The following is a 19154-nucleotide window of genomic DNA, read 5'->3' as shown; positions in this document are numbered from 1 at the left end:
TCGGCCCCGGAACATACACGCCAAGCGCGCCACTTCCACCTTTCGTACGACCGAATCACCCCCTATTGCAGTCATTTGCACCAAGGGAGACACGCCTCACGTGAGACGACCACACGCGGACGACACCTCAGAAGGTGTCGTCCGCAGGCACTTTGATCAGGGGTTACGAAACGACCGGCGCGTTGGGCGTGGAAGGCTTCCGGTCGTCGGTGTCGTCTTCGTCACCCATGGCCACCGAACGCCGCTTGGAGACGTAGACCGCTCCGATGATCACGACGCTCGCCAGGACCGCGATCGACGCTCGCAGTCCGGCGCTCGCGTCGGCGCCGAAACTGAACTGCACGATCGCGGGCGCGATCAGCAGGGCGACCAGGTTCATCACCTTCAGGAGCGGGTTGATCGACGGTCCGGCCGTGTCCTTGAACGGGTCGCCGACGGTGTCCCCGATCACGGTCGCGGCATGCGCATCGCTGCCCTTGCCGCCGTAGTGGCCGTCCTCGACGAGCTTCTTGGCGTTGTCCCAGGCGCCGCCGGAGTTCGCCAGGAAGACCGCCATCAGCGCACCCGTGCCGATCGCCCCGGCGAGATAGGAGCCGAGAGCGCCCACGCCGAGGGAGAAGCCGACCGCGATCGGCGCCAGCACGGCGAGCAGCCCGGGTGTGGCGAGTTCGCGCAGCGCGTCCTTGGTGCAGATGTCGACGACCCGGCCGTACTCGGGTTTCTCGGTGTACGCCATGATCCCCGGATGTTCGCGGAACTGACGCCGCACCTCGTAGACGACCGCCCCGGCCGACCGTGACACCGCGTTGATGGCGAGCCCGGAGAAGAGGAAGACGACCGAGGCGCCGAGGATGAGCCCGACGAGGTTGTTGGGCTGGGAGATGTCCATCGAGAGGTTCGCCTCCCCGGTCCTGGCCCCCACGTCGGCGACCGCGGTGGCGATGGCGTCGCGATACGAGCCGAAGAGGGCCGCGGCCGCCAGGACCGCGGTGGCGATGGCGATGCCCTTGGTGATCGCCTTGGTGGTGTTGCCGACGGCGTCGAGGTCGGTGAGGACCTGCGCGCCGGCGCCCTGGACGTCGCCGGACATCTCCGCGATGCCCTGGGCGTTGTCGGAGACGGGACCGAAGGTGTCCATGGCGACGATCACACCGACGGTGGTGAGCAGCCCGGTACCCGCCAGCGCCACCGCGAACAGCGCCAGCATGATGGAGGTGCCGCCGAGCAGGAACGCGCCGTAGACACCCAGCCCGATGAGCAGCGCGGTGTAGACGGCGGACTCGAGTCCGATGGAGACGCCCGTGAGGACGACCGTGGCGGGTCCGGTGAGGGAGGACCTGCCGATGTCCCTGACCGGCCGCCTGGCGGTCTCGGTGAAGTAGCCGGTGAGTTGCTGGATCAGCGCGGCCAGGACGATGCCGATGGCGACGGCCACCAGGGCGAAGACCCGCGGGTCGCCGCCGTGCTCCCGGATGCCCGGCTCGGTGACACCTTCGAGGTCGGCGTAGGAGGACGGCAGGTAGACGAAGACGGCGACGGCCACCAGCGAGAGCGAGATCACCGCGGAGAGGAAGAAGCCCCGGTTGATGGCCGACATCCCGCTGCGGTCGGCGCGGCGCGGGGCGACCGCGAAGATGCCGATCATGGCGGTGATCACTCCGATCGCCGGGACGATCAGCGGGAAGGCGAGCCCGAGGTCGCCGAAGGCGGCCTTGCCGAGGATGAGGGCGGCGACAAGCGTCACGGCGTACGACTCGAAGAGGTCGGCGGCCATACCCGCGCAGTCGCCGACGTTGTCGCCCACGTTGTCGGCGATCGTGGCGGCGTTGCGCGGATCGTCCTCGGGGATGCCCTGCTCCACCTTGCCGACGAGGTCGGCGCCGACATCGGCGGCCTTGGTGAAGATGCCGCCGCCCACGCGCATGAACATGGCGATGAGCGCGGCTCCCAGACCGAAGCCCTCGAGGACCTTGGGCGCGTCGGCGGCGTAGACGAGGACGACGCAGGAGGCGCCGAGCAGTCCGAGGCCGACGGTGATCATCCCGACCACGCCCCCCGTACGGAAAGCGATCTTCATCGCTTTGTGGGAGACGAGTGTCAGATCCTTTTCCGGTTCTCCGGGTGCGGGCGTGGCCTCCCGGGCGGCAGCGGCCACGCGCACATTCGCCCGTACCGCGAGACGCATACCGATGTATCCGGTGGCCGCCGAGAAAAGCGCACCCACCAGAAAGAAGAGCGAACGCCCGGCACGCTGGGACCAGTTGTCCGCCGGGAGCACCATCAGCAGGAAGAACACCGCGACCGCGAAGATTCCCAGCGTGCGCAACTGCCGAGCGAGATAGGCATTCGCGCCTTCCTGGACGGCGGCGGCGATCTCCCTCATCGTGTCGGTGCCCTCGTCGGCGGCGAGCACCTGACGCACCAGCAACCGGGCGACGAGCAGCGCCGCCAGGGCGACGGCTGCGATGACGATCACGATCACGCGGTTCTCCTGAGTGAGCACCGCGGCTGCAAGACCCGCCATTCGTCCTCCTTGACGTTGCGAGGTCAAGATGTGGACGGATTGTATGGAGCGAATCCCGAACAAAACAGTGCGCCGCAATCAGAATCCGCTCGTACCTCACGGCCAACACCGAGAACGGTAATGCGGCAGAAGCATTTACGCATGGGCGGTCACGGGTTCCGGTCGACCGTTTCGGTGATCGGCGGGAATGCCCCGCGGCAGGGACCGGTACGAGTGATCGGCACGCGTCACGGGTGATACCGCGGTCCGCGCGAGATGTATGCGAGGGGGTGCGGGTGGTGCGGTGTATTCGGTGGGGCTTACGCGTGACGGGTGGTGCCGGCCGGGGATCGGTCTGCGCGAGGGGTGATACCGGGCCGGATGCCCGGCAGAGCGCGATCGGTGACGGGCGGGAAGTGACCGGTCAGCGACAGCCGCGGGCAGACAGACGAGAAGAGGCCCTGCGGGGCAGGGCCTCTTCTTCGCTTCTCGTCGCGCGGAAGCGGGATTCAGGAGAGCACGTCGTCCGCCGGGTTCGTCGGCCAGCTCATACGGATCACTCCGCCGTCCTCGCCGGCGCTCACCTCGACGTCGTCGACGAGCCCGCGGATCACCGCGAGACCCATCTCGTCCTCGCCGTCGGCGTCGTCGTACTCCTCGGCCGGCGCGGCGTCCCGGAAGCCGGGCACACCAGCGGCGTCGGCCGCCGCCACCCCCGCACCGGGAACCTCGTCTCCCACCTCGATGGAGAAGGACTTCTCCTCCTCGGTGAGCACGACCCGGACCGGAGTGGTCACGTCGTTGCTGCGGTGGAGCCCGACAGCACGGGAACACGCCTCGCCGACGGCGAGCCTGACCTCGTCGAGGACCGCGTCGTCGACCCCGGCCCGGCGCGCCACCGCGGCCGCCACCAGGCGGGCCGTGCGGACGTGCTCGGGCTGGGCACTGAAGCGGAGTTCAACGGTGGCCATGCGGTCCCCCTGGGAACGTGTGGGTGGACAACTCGGAAGACCGGGCGTGTCGCCCGGCTCTCCCGTCCGTCTTCCGGCTCAGTCGGTGGCGTTGACGGCCTCTTCGACCGTGGTGTGGATGGGGAACACCTTGGTCAGACCGGTGATCCGGAAAATCTTGAGGATGCGCTCCTGGTTGCAGACCAGGCGCAGCGACCCCTCGTGCGCGCGTACACGCTTCAGACCGCCGACCAGTACGCCGAGGCCGGTCGAGTCGAGGAAGTCCACGCCCTCCATATCGACGACCAGGTGGTAGCTGCCGTCGTTCACCAACTCGACCAACTGCTCGCGCAGCTTGGGCGCGGTATACACATCAATCTCGCCACCGACCTCGACAACCGTACGGTCGCCGCTCGGGCCGGACACATTGCGAGTCGACAGGGACAGGTCCACGGATCCTCCAGCACCTTGCTATCGGGCGTTCGCCCCTCGGATCTCCCGGGCGGAGTCGGGGGACGGATCGCCAGCCGCGATGGCATTCAATCACTTACCAGCAGCCATGCACGACGCCTTGGGAGCATTGTCCGTCATGCCAGTGACACACTCGGTGCCGATGGCCAAGAATCACCGCCCCAGTCGACCGGCCGGAACCTCGGGCAGCCGCCCGTCTCCCGGCAGGGTCCTCGACCGGCTCGCATCGGGCGAGAGCCGGGCCGCGCGCATCACTCATACGGAGCACTTGCCCGCCCGGGAGGGTCGGCATGCAGTCTGGCCGCATCGCATCCGTCCGGAAGTGATCGGCGCTATCCAGGCGGCCGGAATCGAGCACCCCTGGGCCCACCAGGCACGGGCCGCCGAGCACGCCCTCGACGGCGAGTCCGTGGTGATCGCCACCGGTACGGCCTCGGGCAAATCGCTGGCCTACCTCACCCCCGTCCTGTCCACGCTGCTGGACGGCGCCGAGGCCGCCAACGGCAGGGGCGCCACCGCCCTGTACCTGGCACCCACCAAGGCCCTCGCCGCCGACCAGCGCCGAGCCGTGCGCGAGCTGGCCGCACCGCTCGGCAACCGAATCCGGCCCGCCGTCTACGACGGAGACACGCCGGTCGAGGAACGCGAATGGGTCCGCCAGTACGCGAACTACGTGCTGACCAACCCCGACATGCTCCACCGGGGCATACTGCCCGCCCACTCCAGGTGGTCCTCCTTCCTCCGCTCCCTGCGCTACGTCGTGATCGACGAGTGCCACACCTACCGGGGCGTCTTCGGTTCGCACGTCGCCCAGGTACTGCGCCGGCTGCGTCGCGTCTGCGCCCGGTACGGCACGGAACCCGTCTTCCTGCTCGCCTCCGCCACCGCCGCCGATCCCGCCACCGCCGCCGGACGCCTGACCGGACTGCCGGTGGCGGAGGTCGCCGACGACGCCTCACCGCGCGGCGAACTGGTCTTCGCGCTGTGGGAGCCACCGCTGACCGAGCTGCACGGCGAGCGGGGCGCGCCGGTGCGTCGCTCCGCCACCGCCGAGACCGCCGACCTGCTGACCGACCTGGTCGTCCAGGGCGTCCGCTCGGTCGCCTTCGTCCGCTCCCGGCGCGGGGCGGAGCTGATCTCCGTGATCGCGCAGGAGCGCCTGGCCGAGGTCGACCGCTCCCTGGCCCGGCGGGTCGCCGCCTACCGCGGCGGCTACCTGCCCGAGGAACGCCGCGCCCTGGAGCGCGCCCTGCACTCCGGCGAACTCCTCGGGCTGGCCGCCACGACCGCCCTGGAACTGGGTGTGGACGTCTCCGGACTGGACGCCGTGGTGATCGCCGGCTATCCGGGCACCCGGGCCTCCCTGTGGCAGCAGGCGGGCCGTGCGGGCCGGTCGGGCGAGGGCGCGCTGGCGATCCTGGTCGCCCGTGACGACCCGCTGGACACCTTTCTGGTCCACCACCCCGAGGCACTGTTCCGCAGACCGGTCGAGTCGACCGTCCTGGATCCCGACAACCCCTACGTCCTCGCCCCCCACCTGTGCGCCGCCGCGGCGGAGCTTCCGCTGACCGACTCCGACCTGGACCTGTTCGGCCCAGCCGTTCCCGAGCTGCTGCCCCAGCTGGAGGCGGCCGGGCTGCTGCGCCGCCGCTCCACCGGCTGGTACTGGACCCGCCGGGAGCGGGCCGCCGATCTCACCGACATCCGGGGCGAGGGCGGCAGCCCCGTCCGGATCGTCGAGGCGGCCACCGGGCGTCTCCTGGGTACCGTCGACGAGGCCGCCTCACACACGGCCGTCCACGACGGGGCCGTCCACCTCCACCAGGGCCGTACGTACCTGGTGCGGCAGCTGGACCTGCGGGACGCGGTGGCACTGGTCGAGGAGGCCAGTCCGCCGTACTCCACCACCGCCCGCGACACCACCTCCCTCTCCGTCCTCGAAACCGACACCGAGATCCCCTGGGGCGCCGGGCGCCTCTGCTACGGCTCCGTCGAGGTCACCCACCAGGTCGTCTCCTTCCTGCGCCGTCGGCTGATCACCGGTGAGGTGCTCGGGGAGACGAAGCTCGACCTGCCGCCGCGCACCCTGCGCACCCGGGCCGTGTGGTGGACGGTCACCGAGGACCAGCTCGACGCCGCCCGCGTCTCCCCGGAGATCCTCGGCGGAGCCCTGCACGCCGCCGAGCACGCTTCGATCGGCATGCTGCCGCTCTTCGCCACCTGCGACCGCTGGGATATCGGCGGGGTGTCCGTGCCGCTCCACCCGGACACGCTCCTTCCGACCGTCTTCGTGTACGACGGCCATCCGGGTGGCGCCGGCTTCGCCGAGCGGGCCTTCCACACGGCACCCGCCTGGCTGACGGCCACCCGGGAGGCCATCGCCTCCTGCGAGTGCGAGGCCGGCTGTCCGTCCTGCGTCCAGTCTCCGAAGTGCGGCAACGGCAACGACCCGCTCCACAAGCGCGGCGCCGTGCGCCTCCTCACGGAACTGCTACGGGAAGCCCCGGCGGAGCCCCCGCCGGTCCCGCCCGCGCCCTGACCGCGGGCGCGTAGGGCCCCAGGCGCACCACCGCCGTCACGTCCGCGATGTCGCCGCGAACGGAGCACCGCAGCACGGCGGCCCCCTGGGCGTCGGCGATCCGGGCCGCCGTGGCGCAGGCGTCCTCCTCGCCCCACAGCGCCCGGTCGGCCGCGGCGAGGGCCGCCAGGTCCGCGGCCCCGCCCGCCCGGTGCCGGGCCGCGACCGCCTGGCCCAGGGCCAGCACGGCCCCGAAGACCACGCAGAGCGCACAGGCCGCGAAGGCGGTCCACACCGTCGCCGTCCCCCGCTCGCCTCGAAGGCCGCGGCAGCGACGGACGGCACGGACATCCCGGAGCCGGCCGGCGTCACCAAGGCCACCCGCTTGCCTCATGGCGCTCCCACCCCCACCGTCTCCTCCGCCAGCGCGGCCGCCGCTGCGCGGAGGGTCAGCCCCATGCCACCGGGGCCGGGGGCGGACACCTCCACGGTCACCCGCCACAGCTCGCCCGAACGGGTGACGGAGACACTCGCCCCGTCGGGTGCGGCCGTTCGGGCGGCGGACTCGGCCACGGCGACCGGCTCGGAACGGGCCGCCGCTCGCGCGCCGGCCCGGGCCGCGTCCACGCACCGGATCTGCGCCGCCGCGGCGGCCAGAGCCCAGAGCATCGTCAGGGTGAACACCACGAGGACCGGCAGGACCATCGCCGCCTCCACGGTCACGGCGCCGCGGTCCTCAGAACGGCGCATCGAGGGCCTTGCCGATCACCGACTCCAGCGCGCCGGAGACGGACTCGCTGGTCACGATCTTGTACAGCACGGCCGCGAAGCCGGCGGCGGCGATCGTTCCCATCGCGTACTCGGACGTCGTCATCCCCGCGTCGTCTGCGGCAGCCCTGCGGACCCGCCACCACTCGCTCACGTTCGGCATTGCAACCCCTCTGTCTCATATGGTCGTTCGTCGAATCGAGGCGCTCTTCGAGCGCATCGGGCACCGGAGCGGATCGGGCACGGAGCGGGATCACCGGTGCAGCAGTCCGCTCGCCAGTCCGATCACCACCGGAGCCACACCCACCGCCAGGAAGGCGGGCAGGAAACACAACCCCACCGGTGCGGTGATCAGCACCTGTGCCCGCTGTGCGCGGGCGGCGGCCTCCCTGGCCCGCCCTGCACGCAACCCGGCCGCCTGCCGGGAGACGGCCTCGGCGGCGGGTGCCCCGGTGGAGCCCGACCGTTCGAGGCAGCGGGCGAGGCCATCGGCACCGGCGACGGCCCCGAACCTCTTCCACACCTCGGCCGGTTCGCCGCCCAGGCGCAGTTCGGCCGCCGTCCGTGTCAGCCGTTCTCCCACCGGCCCGCCGAGCGATCCACCGACGGCCTCGGCGGCCTCCGCCGGTCCGGCTCCGGCCGAGGCGCAGGCGGCCAGCAGATCGGCCGCGAGGGGCAACTGCCGGACGGTCTCGGCCTCATGGGCCGGTCGCTCCGGCCGCCGGGTCCGCCAGGCCCGTACGCCCCAGGCCGCCGTCATCCCCACCAGGCAGCCGACCATGCCGCCGATCGACACCCCGCAGGTCACGGCGACGACGAGCGGGACGCCCCAGCCGTGCAAGCCATCCGGTCGCCGCGGGATCACGCTCCGTCGCCGACGCCCACGCCTCCACTCGCTCTTCAGCAGCTCGGCGGTCCGCTTCCGCGTCCGGTACCCGCGACGCCGGTCCGCTGTCATCCGAGCCGCCCAGGTAACCGCTACGGCCGTCCCGAACACGCCAGCCGTGCCCGTCAGTCCCGTCAGCCCCGTCACAGCCGCTCACCCCCTCGTACGATCCGCGCGGCCCAGAACAGGCCGGCCGTCTCCAGCCCCCCGCCCACGGCGAGACAGACAAGTCCCGCCGGGGTGTGCAACAGCACGCGCAGTGGCTCGGCCCCGAGCGCGGTACCCAGGGCGAGGCCCACGGCCGGAAGCGCCGCGAGCACGGCGACGGTCGCCCAGGCACCAGCCAGTTGGGCTCTCAGCCGCTCCCGCTGGTCCCGGTGTTCGCGCAGCGCGGCTTCCAGCCGGTCAAGCCCGGCGGCCAGTCCCGCCCCGCCGTCCACGGCCACCTGCCAGCAGGCCGCGAGGCCCGCCAGGCCACCCGCGCCGTCGCGGCGCGCCGCCCGCCGCAGCGCCCGCGGCACGTCGCCGCCGAACCGTGCCGCGGCCAGTACCGCCGCCATGTCCCCCGCGCCCAACGCCCCGGTCGCCCCGACCGCGAAGACCAGCGCCTGCGCGGGCTGTCGGCCGGCTCTCAACTCCCCCGCCACGGAGCCGCACAGGGCCACCACCGCGTCGGCCCGCGCCTCGCTCTCCCGACGGCCTCCGGCCGCCCGCAGGCGTCGCCCCACCAGAGGCACAGCCACCACCCCGGCGACCACAGGCACAGGCGATTCCCCCACCCACGCGAGCAGCAGAGCGAGCGGCAGACACAGCCAAGCGCGTCGCCCCCGCGCAAGAACCCGCCACCGCTCCGCCGCGGAGCGCCACCTCGGGCACAGCCGCTCGGGCGCCACGCCGGCGCCCGACAGCACCGCCCTCGCCCGCCGTGTCGCCCGCTCCCGAGCGGCGACCCGCCACGCCGCTCCCCCGGCGCACAGGACCGCGGCGCCCTGTGCCACGGCCGTCGGCGCCATCACGTCGCCTCACCCCCGATCAGCGACCGCAGCCGGTTCCAGCCGCGCTCCGGTTCGAAGCCGGTCGCGCCCCAACGCAGTGCGGGGACCGTCACCACCAGGCCCTCCCGGTTCCGTTCGAGGACGTGGATCTCGGCGATCCTCCGCAGCCCCGTCCGGTCGCGCGCGACGTGGAGCACCGCCGAGAGCCCGGCGCCCAACTGGCTGTGCAGTGCCGCCCGGTCGAGCCCCGCGGAGGTCCCCAGGGCCTCCAGCCGCGCCGGGACGTCGGCCGCCGTGTTGGCGTGGACGGTCCCGCAGCCGCCCTCGTGGCCGGTGTTCAGTGCGGCGAGCAGGTCGATGGCCTCGCCTCCCCGGACCTCGCCGACCACCAGGCGGTCGGGGCGCATCCGCAGGGCCTGGCGGACCAGGTCCCGCAGGGTCACGAGGCCCGCTCCCTCCTGGTTGGCAGGACGCGCCTCCAGGCGCACGACATGCGGATGGTCGGGCCGCAGTTCGGCCGAGTCCTCGGCGAGGACGATCCGCTCCCGCTCTCCGACCAGGCCGAGCAGGGTCGAGAGCAGCGTGGTCTTCCCGCATCCCGTGCCACCGCTGATCAGGTAGGAGATACGGGCGTCGATCAGTGCCCGGAGTACGCCCTCGCCGCCCGGCGGGACCGTCCCGGCCGCGGTCAGCTCCGCCACCGAGAAGGCCCTCGGGCGCACCACCCGCAAGGACAGGCAGGTGGAGCCGACGGCGACGGGCGGCAGCACGGCGTGCATGCGTGTCCCGTCCGGCAGCCGGGCGTCGACCCAGGGCCGGGCATCGTCCAGTCGTCGTCCGGCCACGGCCGCGAGCCGCTGTGCCAGCCGGCGCACGGCGGCCGCGTCCGCGAAGGCGACCTCGGTGAGTTCGAGTCCGGCGCCGCGGTCCACCCAGACCCGGTCGGGGGCCGAGACCAGGACGTCGGTCACGTGGGGGTCGGCGAGCAGCGGCTCCAGCGGCCCGGTGCCGACCAGTTCGCAGCGCAATGCCTCCGCGGCACCCAGCACCTCCGTGTCGCCGAGGAGACGCCCCTGGGCGCGCAGCGCCGCCGCCACCCGGGCCGGAGTCGGCTCGGCGCCGCTCTGCGCGAGCCATTGCCGTACGGCCTCCAGAAGGCCCGTGCCGGCCGTCGTCCCGCTCCGTGGCGTGGGGGTGCTCACCGCACACCGTCCGGCGTCAGCGCACGATCCCAGAAGGCCGTGCAGAACCGGCCGAGTGGGCCCCGGGGGTCGCCCCCCGGGAGCCTGCCGGTGTCATGGGCCGTCACGACGTCAGGATCGTCGGGCAGTTCGCCGGTCAGCGGCAGCCGCAGGGCGTCGGCGACCCAGCGCGCGTCGAGCCCGGCGGCATACGGCCCTCGCACGACCGCGCGAAGGTCGGTGAGGACCATTCCGACGAGGGAGGCGACCCGGTGGGCCGCCGCCACGGCCCGTAGTTCGCCGGGGACGACGAGGAGCCCGAGATCGAGCTGGGCCAGTGCCTCGGTGACCGCCTCGTCGACCCTGCGGGGCAGGTCCACGACGACGACTCCGCCGCGGCGTCGTCCGGCGGCGAGCACCGCGCGCATCGCTTCGGGCGGCACGAGGAGCGAGTCGCTCCGGTCCCAGCTGAGCAGCCGCATCCCCCGGACCGAGGGCAGCGACTCCTCCAGCGCCCGGCCGGCCACCCGGCCCCGGGACGCGGCGAAGTCGGGCCAGCGCCGGCCCTCGGCGCGCTCGCCTCCGAGCAGGACGTCGAGTCCGCCGCCGAGCGGATCACCGTCCACGAGCAGGGTGCTGCGGCCGGTCCCGGCGGCGGCCAGGGCCAGGGCACAGGCCAGCGTCGACGCACCCGCCCCACCGCGACCGCCGATGACTCCGACGGTCAGGGCCGGTGGCCCCGCTCCTTCGGCCACGTCGGCGATGCGGTCGACGAGCCAGCCCTCGGCGTCCGGCAGGCGCAGCACGCACTCCGCGCCGATCTCGACGGCCGGCCGCCACATGTCGGCGTCGTCCGGATTCCGCCCGACCAGCAGCACGTCCGGTCGGCGGGCCGCACCACGACAGCGGGCCGCCGCGTCGTCTCCGACGAGGACGAGCGGGGCGTCGGCCCACGCCCGGCGGCCGGGAGCGCTGTGGTGCACCTCGGGCTCGACGCCGGCCGCGGCGCACAGCCGGAGCAGGTCGTCGAGCAACGCGAGGTCCTCGGTCACGATCAGCGGCTGCCCGGCCCGCCGTCCGGCCTCTCCGGCCAGACTCTCGTCGTAAGTCCCCAAAGCGCCGGAAGTCATGGTTCCTGTCATCGTGGACGCCCCCTGTCCGTGAGACCCGACCGCACCTCTGGCGCGGCCCGGATCGGTGATTCCTGTCGACCGCGAACTCCGCGGCTGGAATCACGGTGGGGCCATCCCGGAAATCATGTGGATCTTGCTCGGAAACTGTGGACAACTCACCGGTTGTGAATATCCCGGTAACCCATACCGGGGCTTCCCGGAGAGCAGCAGTGCGACTACTCTCGGTGACGAATCCAGGGTGATGTGTCGCCCCGAACCGACAGACGACGAGAGGGGACCCATGATGTTTCGGCGAGAGGAAACGCGTCCGGACATGCGACGACCCCCGCCGGGGGGGAGAGCGGGGGTCGTCTCTCCGGCCGACTCGGGGGGGGAGGAGCCGGACCGGGTTAGCACGGTCGCGAACGATCCGTGACTTCCATGGTGTACCCGAGAGCCTTCTCAGGCAAACCCACGCGCCCCAGCGTACGCCGAATGGCGGGCACCTATGCTCTGGTCGTGGAAAACCACTCGTTGCCGCGCACAGCCGCCTTCTTTGACCTGGACAAGACGGTCATTGCGAAGTCCTCGACGCTGACCTTCAGCAAGTCCTTCTACCAGGGCGGGCTGATCAACCGCCGCGCCGTCCTGCGGACGGCCTACATCCAGTTCGTCTACCTCGTGGGCGGCGCCGACCACGACCAGATGGAGCGGATGCGTGAATACCTTTCCGCGCTCTGCAAAGGCTGGAACGTCGCGCAGGTCAAGGAGCTTGTCGCCGACACCCTGCACGATCTGATCGATCCGCTCATCTACGACGAGGCGGCCTCACTCATCGAGAAGCACCACACGGCCGGCCGCGACGTCGTGATCGTCTCCACGTCCGGCGCCGAGGTGGTCGAGCCGATCGGCGAGATGCTCGGCGCCGACCGTGTCGTCGCGACCCGGATGGTCGTCGGCGGGGACGGCTGCTTCACGGGCGAGGTGGAGTACTACGCCTACGGTCCCACCAAGGCGGAGGCGGTCCGGGAGCTCGCGAGGTCGGAGGGCTACGATCTCGCGCGCTGCTACGCCTACAGCGACTCCGCCACGGACGTGCCGATGCTGGAAGCCGTCGGCCACCCTTACACGGTGAACCCCGACCGGACCCTGCGCCGGGAAGCAGTCGCCCGGGACTGGCCGATCCTGACCTTCGACAGGCCGGTCCGCCTCAAACAGCGCGTGCCGGGGCTCCGGATGCCCCCGCGGCCGGCGCTCGTCGCCGCGGCTGCGGTCGGTGCGGCCGCCGCGACCGCCGGCCTCGTCTGGTACGCCAGCCGGCGCCGGCGGGGCAGCGCCCTCACTGATCCTTTTGCCCGGATCTGAGGCGAACGCAAAGAAGTGGAGTCAGGGCTTTCACTTCCCCTCGGACAGGAGTAAAAAGGAATCAGGCCCGCGAGACCTGGGACATCCGAGAGGATCACCTGTTGAGCAAGAAGGCCCCACGGACCTCGCACAGAAGCTGAGCACCCACGCGACGTCGACCCGTCGATTACGGGCCAGCCGCACCAGGCGATGGGCGAAGTTCCCCGCCTGATGGGCATATATCGAGGACGCATGGTAACTGGGCGGACGTGCCAGCGGCGGTACCGAAGGCTGGTACCGCCGCAACCCTTTCCCAGACCCTGCCGGCCGGTGACCGGCACGGCCCGGGGCGGGCGTCAGGCGGCGCCGCGCTGCAGCGCCTCGCAGACCGCTGTCGACTCCCGGACGCCCAGCTCGACGGACCGGCCGCAGTGGGCGATCCAATTCGCCATGCCGTCCGGCGTCCCGGACAGGTAGCCCTCGAAGGCCGCTACGTACGCGGCCCGCCCCTGCTCGGCGTGGCCGACCTCGGCCGGACAGACCGCCTTGGGGTCGAGCCCGCTGCCGATCAGCACGATCCGCTCGGCGGCCCGCGCGATCAACCCGTTGCGCGAGGTGAACGGGCGCAGCGCGAGGAGTTCGCCGTGCACCACGGCCGCGCTCACCAGGGCCGGAGCCGTACCGCCCGCGATGATCAGCTCCGAGAGCCCCTCAAGGCGCCCCGCGACCTCCGCCGGATCGGGCAGCGGGGCCTCGATCAGCGGCTCGTCCACCCGCTCGCCGCCTTGGCGCGGCCGGCCCACGGAATCGGCCGCGCCCGCCGCGCGCTCGGTCTCACCCACCGCGACCAGGTGCAGCCGGGCGAGCACACGCAGGGGCGACTGGCGCCAGATGGAGAGGAGCTGGCCCGCCTCGGCGCTCAGCCGCAGCGCCCCGCCGACCGTCCGGGCCTCGCCGTCTCCGCCGAAGTCGGTACGCCGTCGGACCTCCTCCAGCGCCCAGTCGGCGCCGGACAGCGCGGCCGAGCCACGCGCGCCGCGCAGCGCGGCTTCCGAGGTGATCTCGTTGCTGCGGCGCCGCATCACGCGGTGCCCGTAGACCCGGTCGACGGCCTTGCGTACGGAGTCCACCGAATCGGCGACACCCGGCAGGGAGCCCAGGGCGGCCAGGGGGTCAGAGGCGTGCGTACTCATAGGTAGGGAGGCTACGCGCCCTTGGGCCCACCCCCACGTTGGAGTGGTCTTCTTCACGCACCCCGACCACCTTTCGCGTTCACTCCACTACGCTAGGTGAACATGAAGATCGCTTTCGTAGGGAAGGGCGGCAGCGGGAAGACGACGCTGTCCTCGCTCTTCATCCGCCATCTCGCCGCCAATGAAGCCCATGTCATCGCGGTGGACGCCGACATCAACCAGCATCTCGCAGCCGCGCTCGGGCTCGACGAGCCGGAAGCGGCGGGGATGCCCGCGATGGGCGCGCACCTGCCGCTCATCAAGGAGTACCTGCGCGGGTCCAACCCGCGGATCGCCTCCGCCGACACCATGATCAAGACGACCCCGCCCGGCGGAGGCTCGCGGCTGCTGGGGGTGCGCGAGGACAACCCGGTGTACGAGGCGTGCGCCCGGACCGTCCGGCTGGACGACGGCGACATCCGACTGATGGCGACGGGCCCGTTCACCGAGTCCGACCTCGGGGTGGCCTGCTACCACTCGAAGGTCGGCGCGGTCGAGCTGTGCCTGAACCATCTGGTCGACGGCGTGGACGAGTACGTCGTGGTCGACATGACGGCCGGCTCCGACTCGTTCGCCTCCGGGATGTTCACCCGCTTCGACATGACGTTCCTGGTCGCCGAACCGACCCGCAAGGGCGTCTCGGTCTACCGCCAGTACAAGGAGTACGCGCGCGACTTCGACATCGCGCTCGGAGTGGTCGGCAACAAGGTGCAGGGCCAGGACGACCTGGACTTCCTGCGCGCGGAGGTCGGCGAGGACCTGCTGGTGACGGTGGGCCACTCGGACTGGGTCCGCGCGATGGAGAAGGGTCGTCCGCCCCGCTTCGAACTCCTTGAGGCGGACAACCGGATGGCACTCCAGGCCCTCCAGAACGCCGCGGACGACTCCTACGGCCGGCGCGACTGGGAGCGCTACACGCGCCAGATGGTCTACTTCCACCTGCGGAACGCGGAGAGCTGGGGCAACGCGAAGACCGGGGCCGATCTGGCGGCGCAGGTCGACCCCGGGTTCGTGCTGAGCGAGGGACTCGGCGCGGCCCAGCCGGCCTGAGCCGCGCCCCGCCGCACCGGGCTCCCGTCCGTCAGCCCTTCCCGTCCCGCTTGACCGCCGGCGTCCCGGCGTCCGGTTCGCCGGCCGCCGGGGCCGCGGGCCGCGGCGCCAGGAAGGCCGTCCAGCCGCCCTGCGGCGCCTCGCCGACCTTGAGGGTGCGCATCTTCGCGACGACCGCCGGGTCCTGGGCGTCCAGCCAGTCCGCGAGCTGACGGAAGGACACGCACTTCACGTCCTTCTTGACGCAGACCGTGGCGATGGTCTCCTCGACGGCGCGCATGTACGTGCCGCCGTTCCAGGACTCGAAGTGATTGCCGATGATCAGCGGCGCGCGGTTGCCGTCGTAGGAGCGGTCGAACGCCTGCAGCAGACCGTCGCGCATCTGGTCACCCCAGTACGCGTGCTTGGACGGGTCGCCCTGGGTGGCAGTACCGGACTGGTTGACCATGAAGTTGTAGTCCATCGAGAGGGTCTGGAACGCGCGCCCCGGGACCGGGACGAGCTGCATCGACAGGTCCCACAGGCCGCCCTCGTTCCGCTTGGGCCAGATCTGGTCGTTGACGCCGCTGGTGTCGTAGCGGAAGCCCATCTGGGAGGCGGCCTCGACGAAGTTCTTCTGCCCCTCCAGGCAGGGCGTGCGAGCGCCGACGAGTTCCTTGTCGTAGTCGAAGGGCAGGGGCTCCTCGCCGGTCAGACCCGAGTTCGTCTTCCAGTTCTTCACGAACGCCTTGGCCTGGTTGATCTCGCTCTTCCAGTCCTCGACGGACCAGTTGCCGACCCCGGCTTCCTTGCCGCAGAAGTGGCCGTTGAAGTGCGTCCCGACCTCGTTGCCCTCCTGCCAGGCGCCGCGCAGCTGGCGGACGGTGTCGCGGATGCCCTGGACGTCGTTGAAGCCGATCTCCGAGCTGCCGACGGCGTGTTGCGGCGGGTCGTAGAGCGCCCGCTTCTCCTCCGGTAGCAGGTACACGCCGCTCAGGAAGTAGGTCATGGTCGCGTCGTACTTCTTCCCCACCTCACGGAAGTGGGAGAAGAGCTTCTGACTGTCCTCGCCGGCACCGTCCCAGGAGAACACCACGAACTGCGGAGGCTTCTCACCCGGCTTCAGACGCTGCCAGGTGGGCTGGTCGGGCTGGGCTCCGGTGAAGGCGGTGGAGCCGTCGCCGATGAGACGCACCTGGCTCTGCGGGGCCGCGGCGGGGGGTTTCTCGGCCTCCGCCGCGCCCTTCTTGGCGTTGGTCGCCGCACCGGGGCCCGTGCAGCCGGCGAGTCCGGCGGCCAAAGCGAGCGCCAGGGCGCCGACGGCGAATCCGCTCCTGTGGACTGTGTTCCTTCTCCCGGCGGCGTTCATCCGCCCACCTCTCCTCCGGTTCGGTGCGAGCGTGCGTCCTCTGCGAGCGGCGTCAACGTCGCACCAAGGCCACCGGGAAGATGAAACGACAAGCGGTAATGAACGCACTATTCACCGAAACCGGTGAATGTTTGACCTGTTTGCCCCGAAAATAATGCCGCAGTCTTTACTCTGCATTACGATCCATTTACTGAGCGTTGATGCTCCCTTCGAGGGGACGCGACGCTCCTCCATCCCGCCGCTGCACGCCGTGCCCCACGGCCGCGACCCCCACGTTCGTCCCGCACGAGCCGCGACCGCGCCGCCCCGGAGGAGACGGGAAGACATGCCCCTCTGCACACCCCGAAACACGACCTCTCAGAACACCGAAGGCAAAACCACCGACGGTGCCGGCACCCGCCGGCGCGGCGCCCGCTCCCGGTTCCACGGGCCCCACAGCCCGCCTGGCGGGGGGCGCCGCTTCCACATCGCCGGCGCGGACCTGTCCGCGTCCGTCGCCGTCTTCCTCATCGCGCTGCCGCTCTCCCTCGGCATCGCCCTCGCCACCGGAGCGCCGCTCCAGGCCGGACTGGTGGCAGCCGCCGCCGGGGGCCTCGTGGCCGGCCGGCTCGGCGGAGCGCCGCTCCAGGTCAGCGGTCCCGCCGCGGGTCTCACCGTGGTCACCGCCGAACTCATCCAGACCTACGGCTGGCGCACCACCTGCGCCATCACCGTCCTCGCCGGTCTCGCCCAGGCCGCCCTGGCCGCCCTGAAGGTGGCACGGTCCGCGCTCGCTGTGTCCCCCGCGATCGTGCACGGCATGATCGCGGGCATCGGCGTCACCATCGCCCTGGCCCAACTCCACATCGTGCTCGGCGGGACCCCCCAGAGCTCCGCCGTCGACAACGCCCTGGGTCTGCCCGCCCAGTTGGCCGATGCGCACCCGGCCGCCCTGGTGATCAGTCTGCTCACCATCGGCGTCCTCCTGCTGTGGCCGCGCCTGCCCGGCCGAGCCGGGCGACGGGTGGGCCGGGTTCCGGCCGCGCTGGCCGCCGTGGCGGCGGCCACAGTGCTCGCCGAGGTCGCCGGAATCGGCGTCCCCCGCGTGGACCTGCCGTCCTGGAGCAACCACGCCCTGCCCGGCCTGCCCGAGGGCCCGGTTCTCGGAGTCGCCGCGGGCGTGCTCACCATCACGCTGGTCACGAGCGTGCAGTCGCTGTTGTCCGCCGTCGCCGTCGACAAACTGGTGGCGGCCCGGTCCGACCGGGGCCACGGTGTCCCGCGATCGCGTCTCGACCGCGAACTCGCGGGCCAGGGCGCGGCGAACGTCGTGTCCGGCGCTCTCGGCGGACTGCCGGTGGCCGGCGTCGCCGTGCGCAGCGTCGCCAACGTCTCGGCGGGTGCGGTCAGCCGCAACTCCACGATGCTGCACGGGTTGTGGATCGTGCTCGCCGCGCTCTTCCTGGTCCCCGTACTCGACCTGATCCCGCTGCCCGCGCTCGCCGCGCTGGTGATGGTCGTCGGCATCCAGATGGTGAACATCACACACATCCGCAGCGTGACCCGGCACCGTGAAGTCCTGGTCTACGCGGTGACGCTGAGCGGCGTCGTGCTCATCGGGATCCTGCAGGGCGTCGCCCTCGGCATCCTCGTCGCCGTCGCCGTCGCGATGCGGCGCCTGGCCAAGACCCGCATCACCCACGAGGAGCGGGAGGGCGAGCATCTGGTCCGCGTCCGAGGCCAGTTGACCTTCATCGCGGTTCCCCGGCTGAGCCGGGCCCTCCATCAGCTGCCGGCGGGGGGAAGGGTCGTGGTCGAGCTGGACGGTTCCTTCATGGACCACGCCGCGTACGAGACGCTGCACGACTGGCAGGCGAGCCACCTGCGGCACGGCGGTGCGGTCGAGGTGACCGGACCGTCCGGCGCGAGGATCGCCGGACCGAGCGCCGAGTCGCACGGCTGTTGTCGCCCCTGGACGCCCTGGCGCAACCACCGCTGCGGGGAACGCCCGGCCCTCGAGACTCCGCAAGCCACCGGGCACCGGCTGGCGAGCGGCATCGGCCAGTTCCAGCGCGATACCGCGCCGCTGATGCGCGGCGAGCTCGCGCGGCTCGCCCGCGAGGGGCAGCGCCCTTCGCAGCTCTTCCTCACCTGTGCCGACTCACGGCTCGTCACGAGCATGATCACCGCCAGTGGTCCGGGAGACCTTTTCACCGTGCGGAACGTCGGCAATCTGGTGCCACGGCCCGGCGAGGAGAGCGGGGACGACTCGGTGGCGGCGGCGATCGAGTACGCGGTGGAGGTGCTGGGGGTCGAGTCGATCACCGTCTGCGGACACTCCGGCTGCGGAGCGATGCAGGCCCTGCTCGGCAGTCGACCGGACGCACCGCAGACGCCCTTGCACCGGTGGCTGCGGCACGGCCGGCCCAGCCTGGAGCGGATGGCGAGCCGTCGCCACGCCTGGGCGCGGATCTCCGGGCGGCTGCCCGCCGACGCGGTCGAACAGCTCTGCCTGACCAACGTGGTCCAGCAGTTGGAGCACCTGCGGGCGCACGACGCGGTCGCCCGGCGGCTCGCCGACGGCACACTGACGCTGCACGGCATGTACTTCCATGTGGGCGAGGCCCAGGCGTATCTGTTGGCCGACCCGGCCGAGGCGCACGGCTATGACGACGTCTTCGACCGGGTCCCGCCGGACGCGCCCGGTGCCCCGCGGGAGGCAGCGGCCGCCCGCGCGTCCTGAACCATCCCGCCCGGAGGCCCGTGAGACTGTGTGGCCCCCTCGTCCCGCCGCCCGGGAGGAGGGGGCCACCGCGC

General features: G+C 71.9%; 16 protein-coding genes. 4 read left to right on the top strand and 12 right to left on the bottom strand.

The features are described from left to right. Nucleotides 1–163 precede the first annotated feature (163 nt). The 3 genes from OG393_RS17205 to OG393_RS17195 form a co-directional block, all read right to left on the bottom strand. A complete protein-coding gene (locus tag OG393_RS17205) occupies nt 164–2524 on the bottom strand; it encodes a sodium-translocating pyrophosphatase (RefSeq protein ID WP_327375535.1) in 2361 nt (786 codons plus the stop codon). Between the two features lie 488 nt (nt 2525–3012). Beyond that, nucleotides 3013–3474 carry an ATP-binding protein gene (locus OG393_RS17200; RefSeq protein ID WP_327375534.1) on the bottom strand — a complete coding sequence of 154 codons (462 nt, stop codon included), beginning with the start codon at nt 3472–3474 and terminating at the stop codon, nt 3013–3015. A 78-nt stretch (nt 3475–3552) separates the two neighbouring features. Next, entirely contained in the window at nt 3553–3906 is a 354-nt protein-coding gene (locus OG393_RS17195) for an STAS domain-containing protein (RefSeq protein ID WP_147979000.1), read from the bottom strand. 79 nt (nt 3907–3985) lie between these two features. On the opposite strand from OG393_RS17195, the gene OG393_RS17190 reads away from it, so the two are divergent. Then, entirely contained in the window at nt 3986–6463 is a 2478-nt protein-coding gene (locus OG393_RS17190; RefSeq protein WP_327375533.1) for a DEAD/DEAH box helicase, read from the top strand. Here OG393_RS17190 and OG393_RS17185 read toward each other — a convergent pair. The 7 genes from OG393_RS17185 to ssd form a co-directional block, all read right to left on the bottom strand. Then, nucleotides 6405–6737 (bottom strand): Rv3654c family TadE-like protein, encoded by a 333-nt coding sequence (locus OG393_RS17185; RefSeq protein ID WP_327375532.1) that lies wholly within the window; start codon nt 6735–6737, stop codon nt 6405–6407. The two genes, OG393_RS17190 and OG393_RS17185, sit on opposite strands and share 59 nt — an antisense overlap. Nucleotides 6738–6832: 95 nt before the next feature. After that, nucleotides 6833–7165 (bottom strand): TadE family type IV pilus minor pilin, encoded by a 333-nt coding sequence (locus OG393_RS17180; RefSeq protein WP_327375531.1) that lies wholly within the window; start codon nt 7163–7165, stop codon nt 6833–6835. A gap of 13 nt (nt 7166–7178) precedes the next feature. Continuing rightward, a complete protein-coding gene (locus tag OG393_RS17175; protein ID WP_327375530.1) occupies nt 7179–7373 on the bottom strand; it encodes a DUF4244 domain-containing protein in 195 nt (64 codons plus the stop codon). A 90-nt stretch (nt 7374–7463) separates the two neighbouring features. Further along, nucleotides 7464–8168, bottom strand: a complete 705-nt coding sequence (locus tag OG393_RS17170; RefSeq protein WP_327375529.1) for a type II secretion system F family protein — start codon at nt 8166–8168, stop codon at nt 7464–7466. A gap of 71 nt (nt 8169–8239) precedes the next feature. Beyond that, entirely contained in the window at nt 8240–9109 is an 870-nt protein-coding gene (locus OG393_RS17165) for a type II secretion system F family protein (protein ID WP_327375528.1), read from the bottom strand. After that, a complete protein-coding gene (locus OG393_RS17160; protein WP_327375527.1) occupies nt 9109–10293 on the bottom strand; it encodes a TadA family conjugal transfer-associated ATPase in 1185 nt (394 codons plus the stop codon). Before OG393_RS17160 ends, OG393_RS17165 begins: the two co-directional genes overlap by 1 nt. After that, a complete protein-coding gene (gene ssd, locus OG393_RS17155) occupies nt 10290–11402 on the bottom strand; it encodes a septum site-determining protein Ssd (RefSeq protein WP_327375526.1) in 1113 nt (370 codons plus the stop codon). Before ssd ends, OG393_RS17160 begins: the two co-directional genes overlap by 4 nt. A 477-nt stretch (nt 11403–11879) precedes the next feature. Between ssd and OG393_RS17150 the strand changes: the two genes are divergently transcribed. Then, complete coding sequence (locus OG393_RS17150; protein ID WP_327375525.1) at nt 11880–12749, top strand: HAD family hydrolase; 870 nt, start codon at nt 11880–11882, stop codon at nt 12747–12749. Nucleotides 12750–13084: 335 nt separating this feature from the next. Here the strand turns inward: OG393_RS17150 and OG393_RS17145 are convergent, their stop codons facing one another. Next, the gene (locus OG393_RS17145) at nt 13085–13921 is read right to left on the bottom strand and encodes an oxidoreductase (protein ID WP_327375524.1); all 837 of its coding nucleotides are present in this window, start codon (nt 13919–13921) and stop codon (nt 13085–13087) included. A gap of 102 nt (nt 13922–14023) precedes the next feature. Between OG393_RS17145 and OG393_RS17140 the strand changes: the two genes are divergently transcribed. Then, complete coding sequence (locus tag OG393_RS17140) at nt 14024–15010, top strand: ATP-binding protein (RefSeq protein WP_327375523.1); 987 nt, start codon at nt 14024–14026, stop codon at nt 15008–15010. A 31-nt stretch (nt 15011–15041) separates the two neighbouring features. Here OG393_RS17140 and OG393_RS17135 read toward each other — a convergent pair whose 3' ends face one another. Further along, entirely contained in the window at nt 15042–16358 is a 1317-nt protein-coding gene (locus OG393_RS17135; RefSeq protein ID WP_327375522.1) for a hypothetical protein, read from the bottom strand. 325 nt (nt 16359–16683) lie between these two features. Between OG393_RS17135 and OG393_RS17130 the strand changes: the two genes are divergently transcribed. Next, nucleotides 16684–19080: a bifunctional SulP family inorganic anion transporter/carbonic anhydrase gene (locus OG393_RS17130; RefSeq protein WP_327375521.1), complete on the top strand. Its 2397-nt coding sequence runs from the start codon at nt 16684–16686 to the stop codon at nt 19078–19080. Nucleotides 19081–19154 lie beyond the last annotated feature (74 nt).

This window comes from Streptomyces sp. NBC_01216, from assembly GCF_035994945.1.
GTDB lineage: Bacteria > Actinomycetota > Actinomycetes > Streptomycetales > Streptomycetaceae > Streptomyces.
The sequence above is the reverse complement of the archived record's forward strand: the minus strand, read 5'-3'. Positions and strand labels throughout refer to the sequence as shown.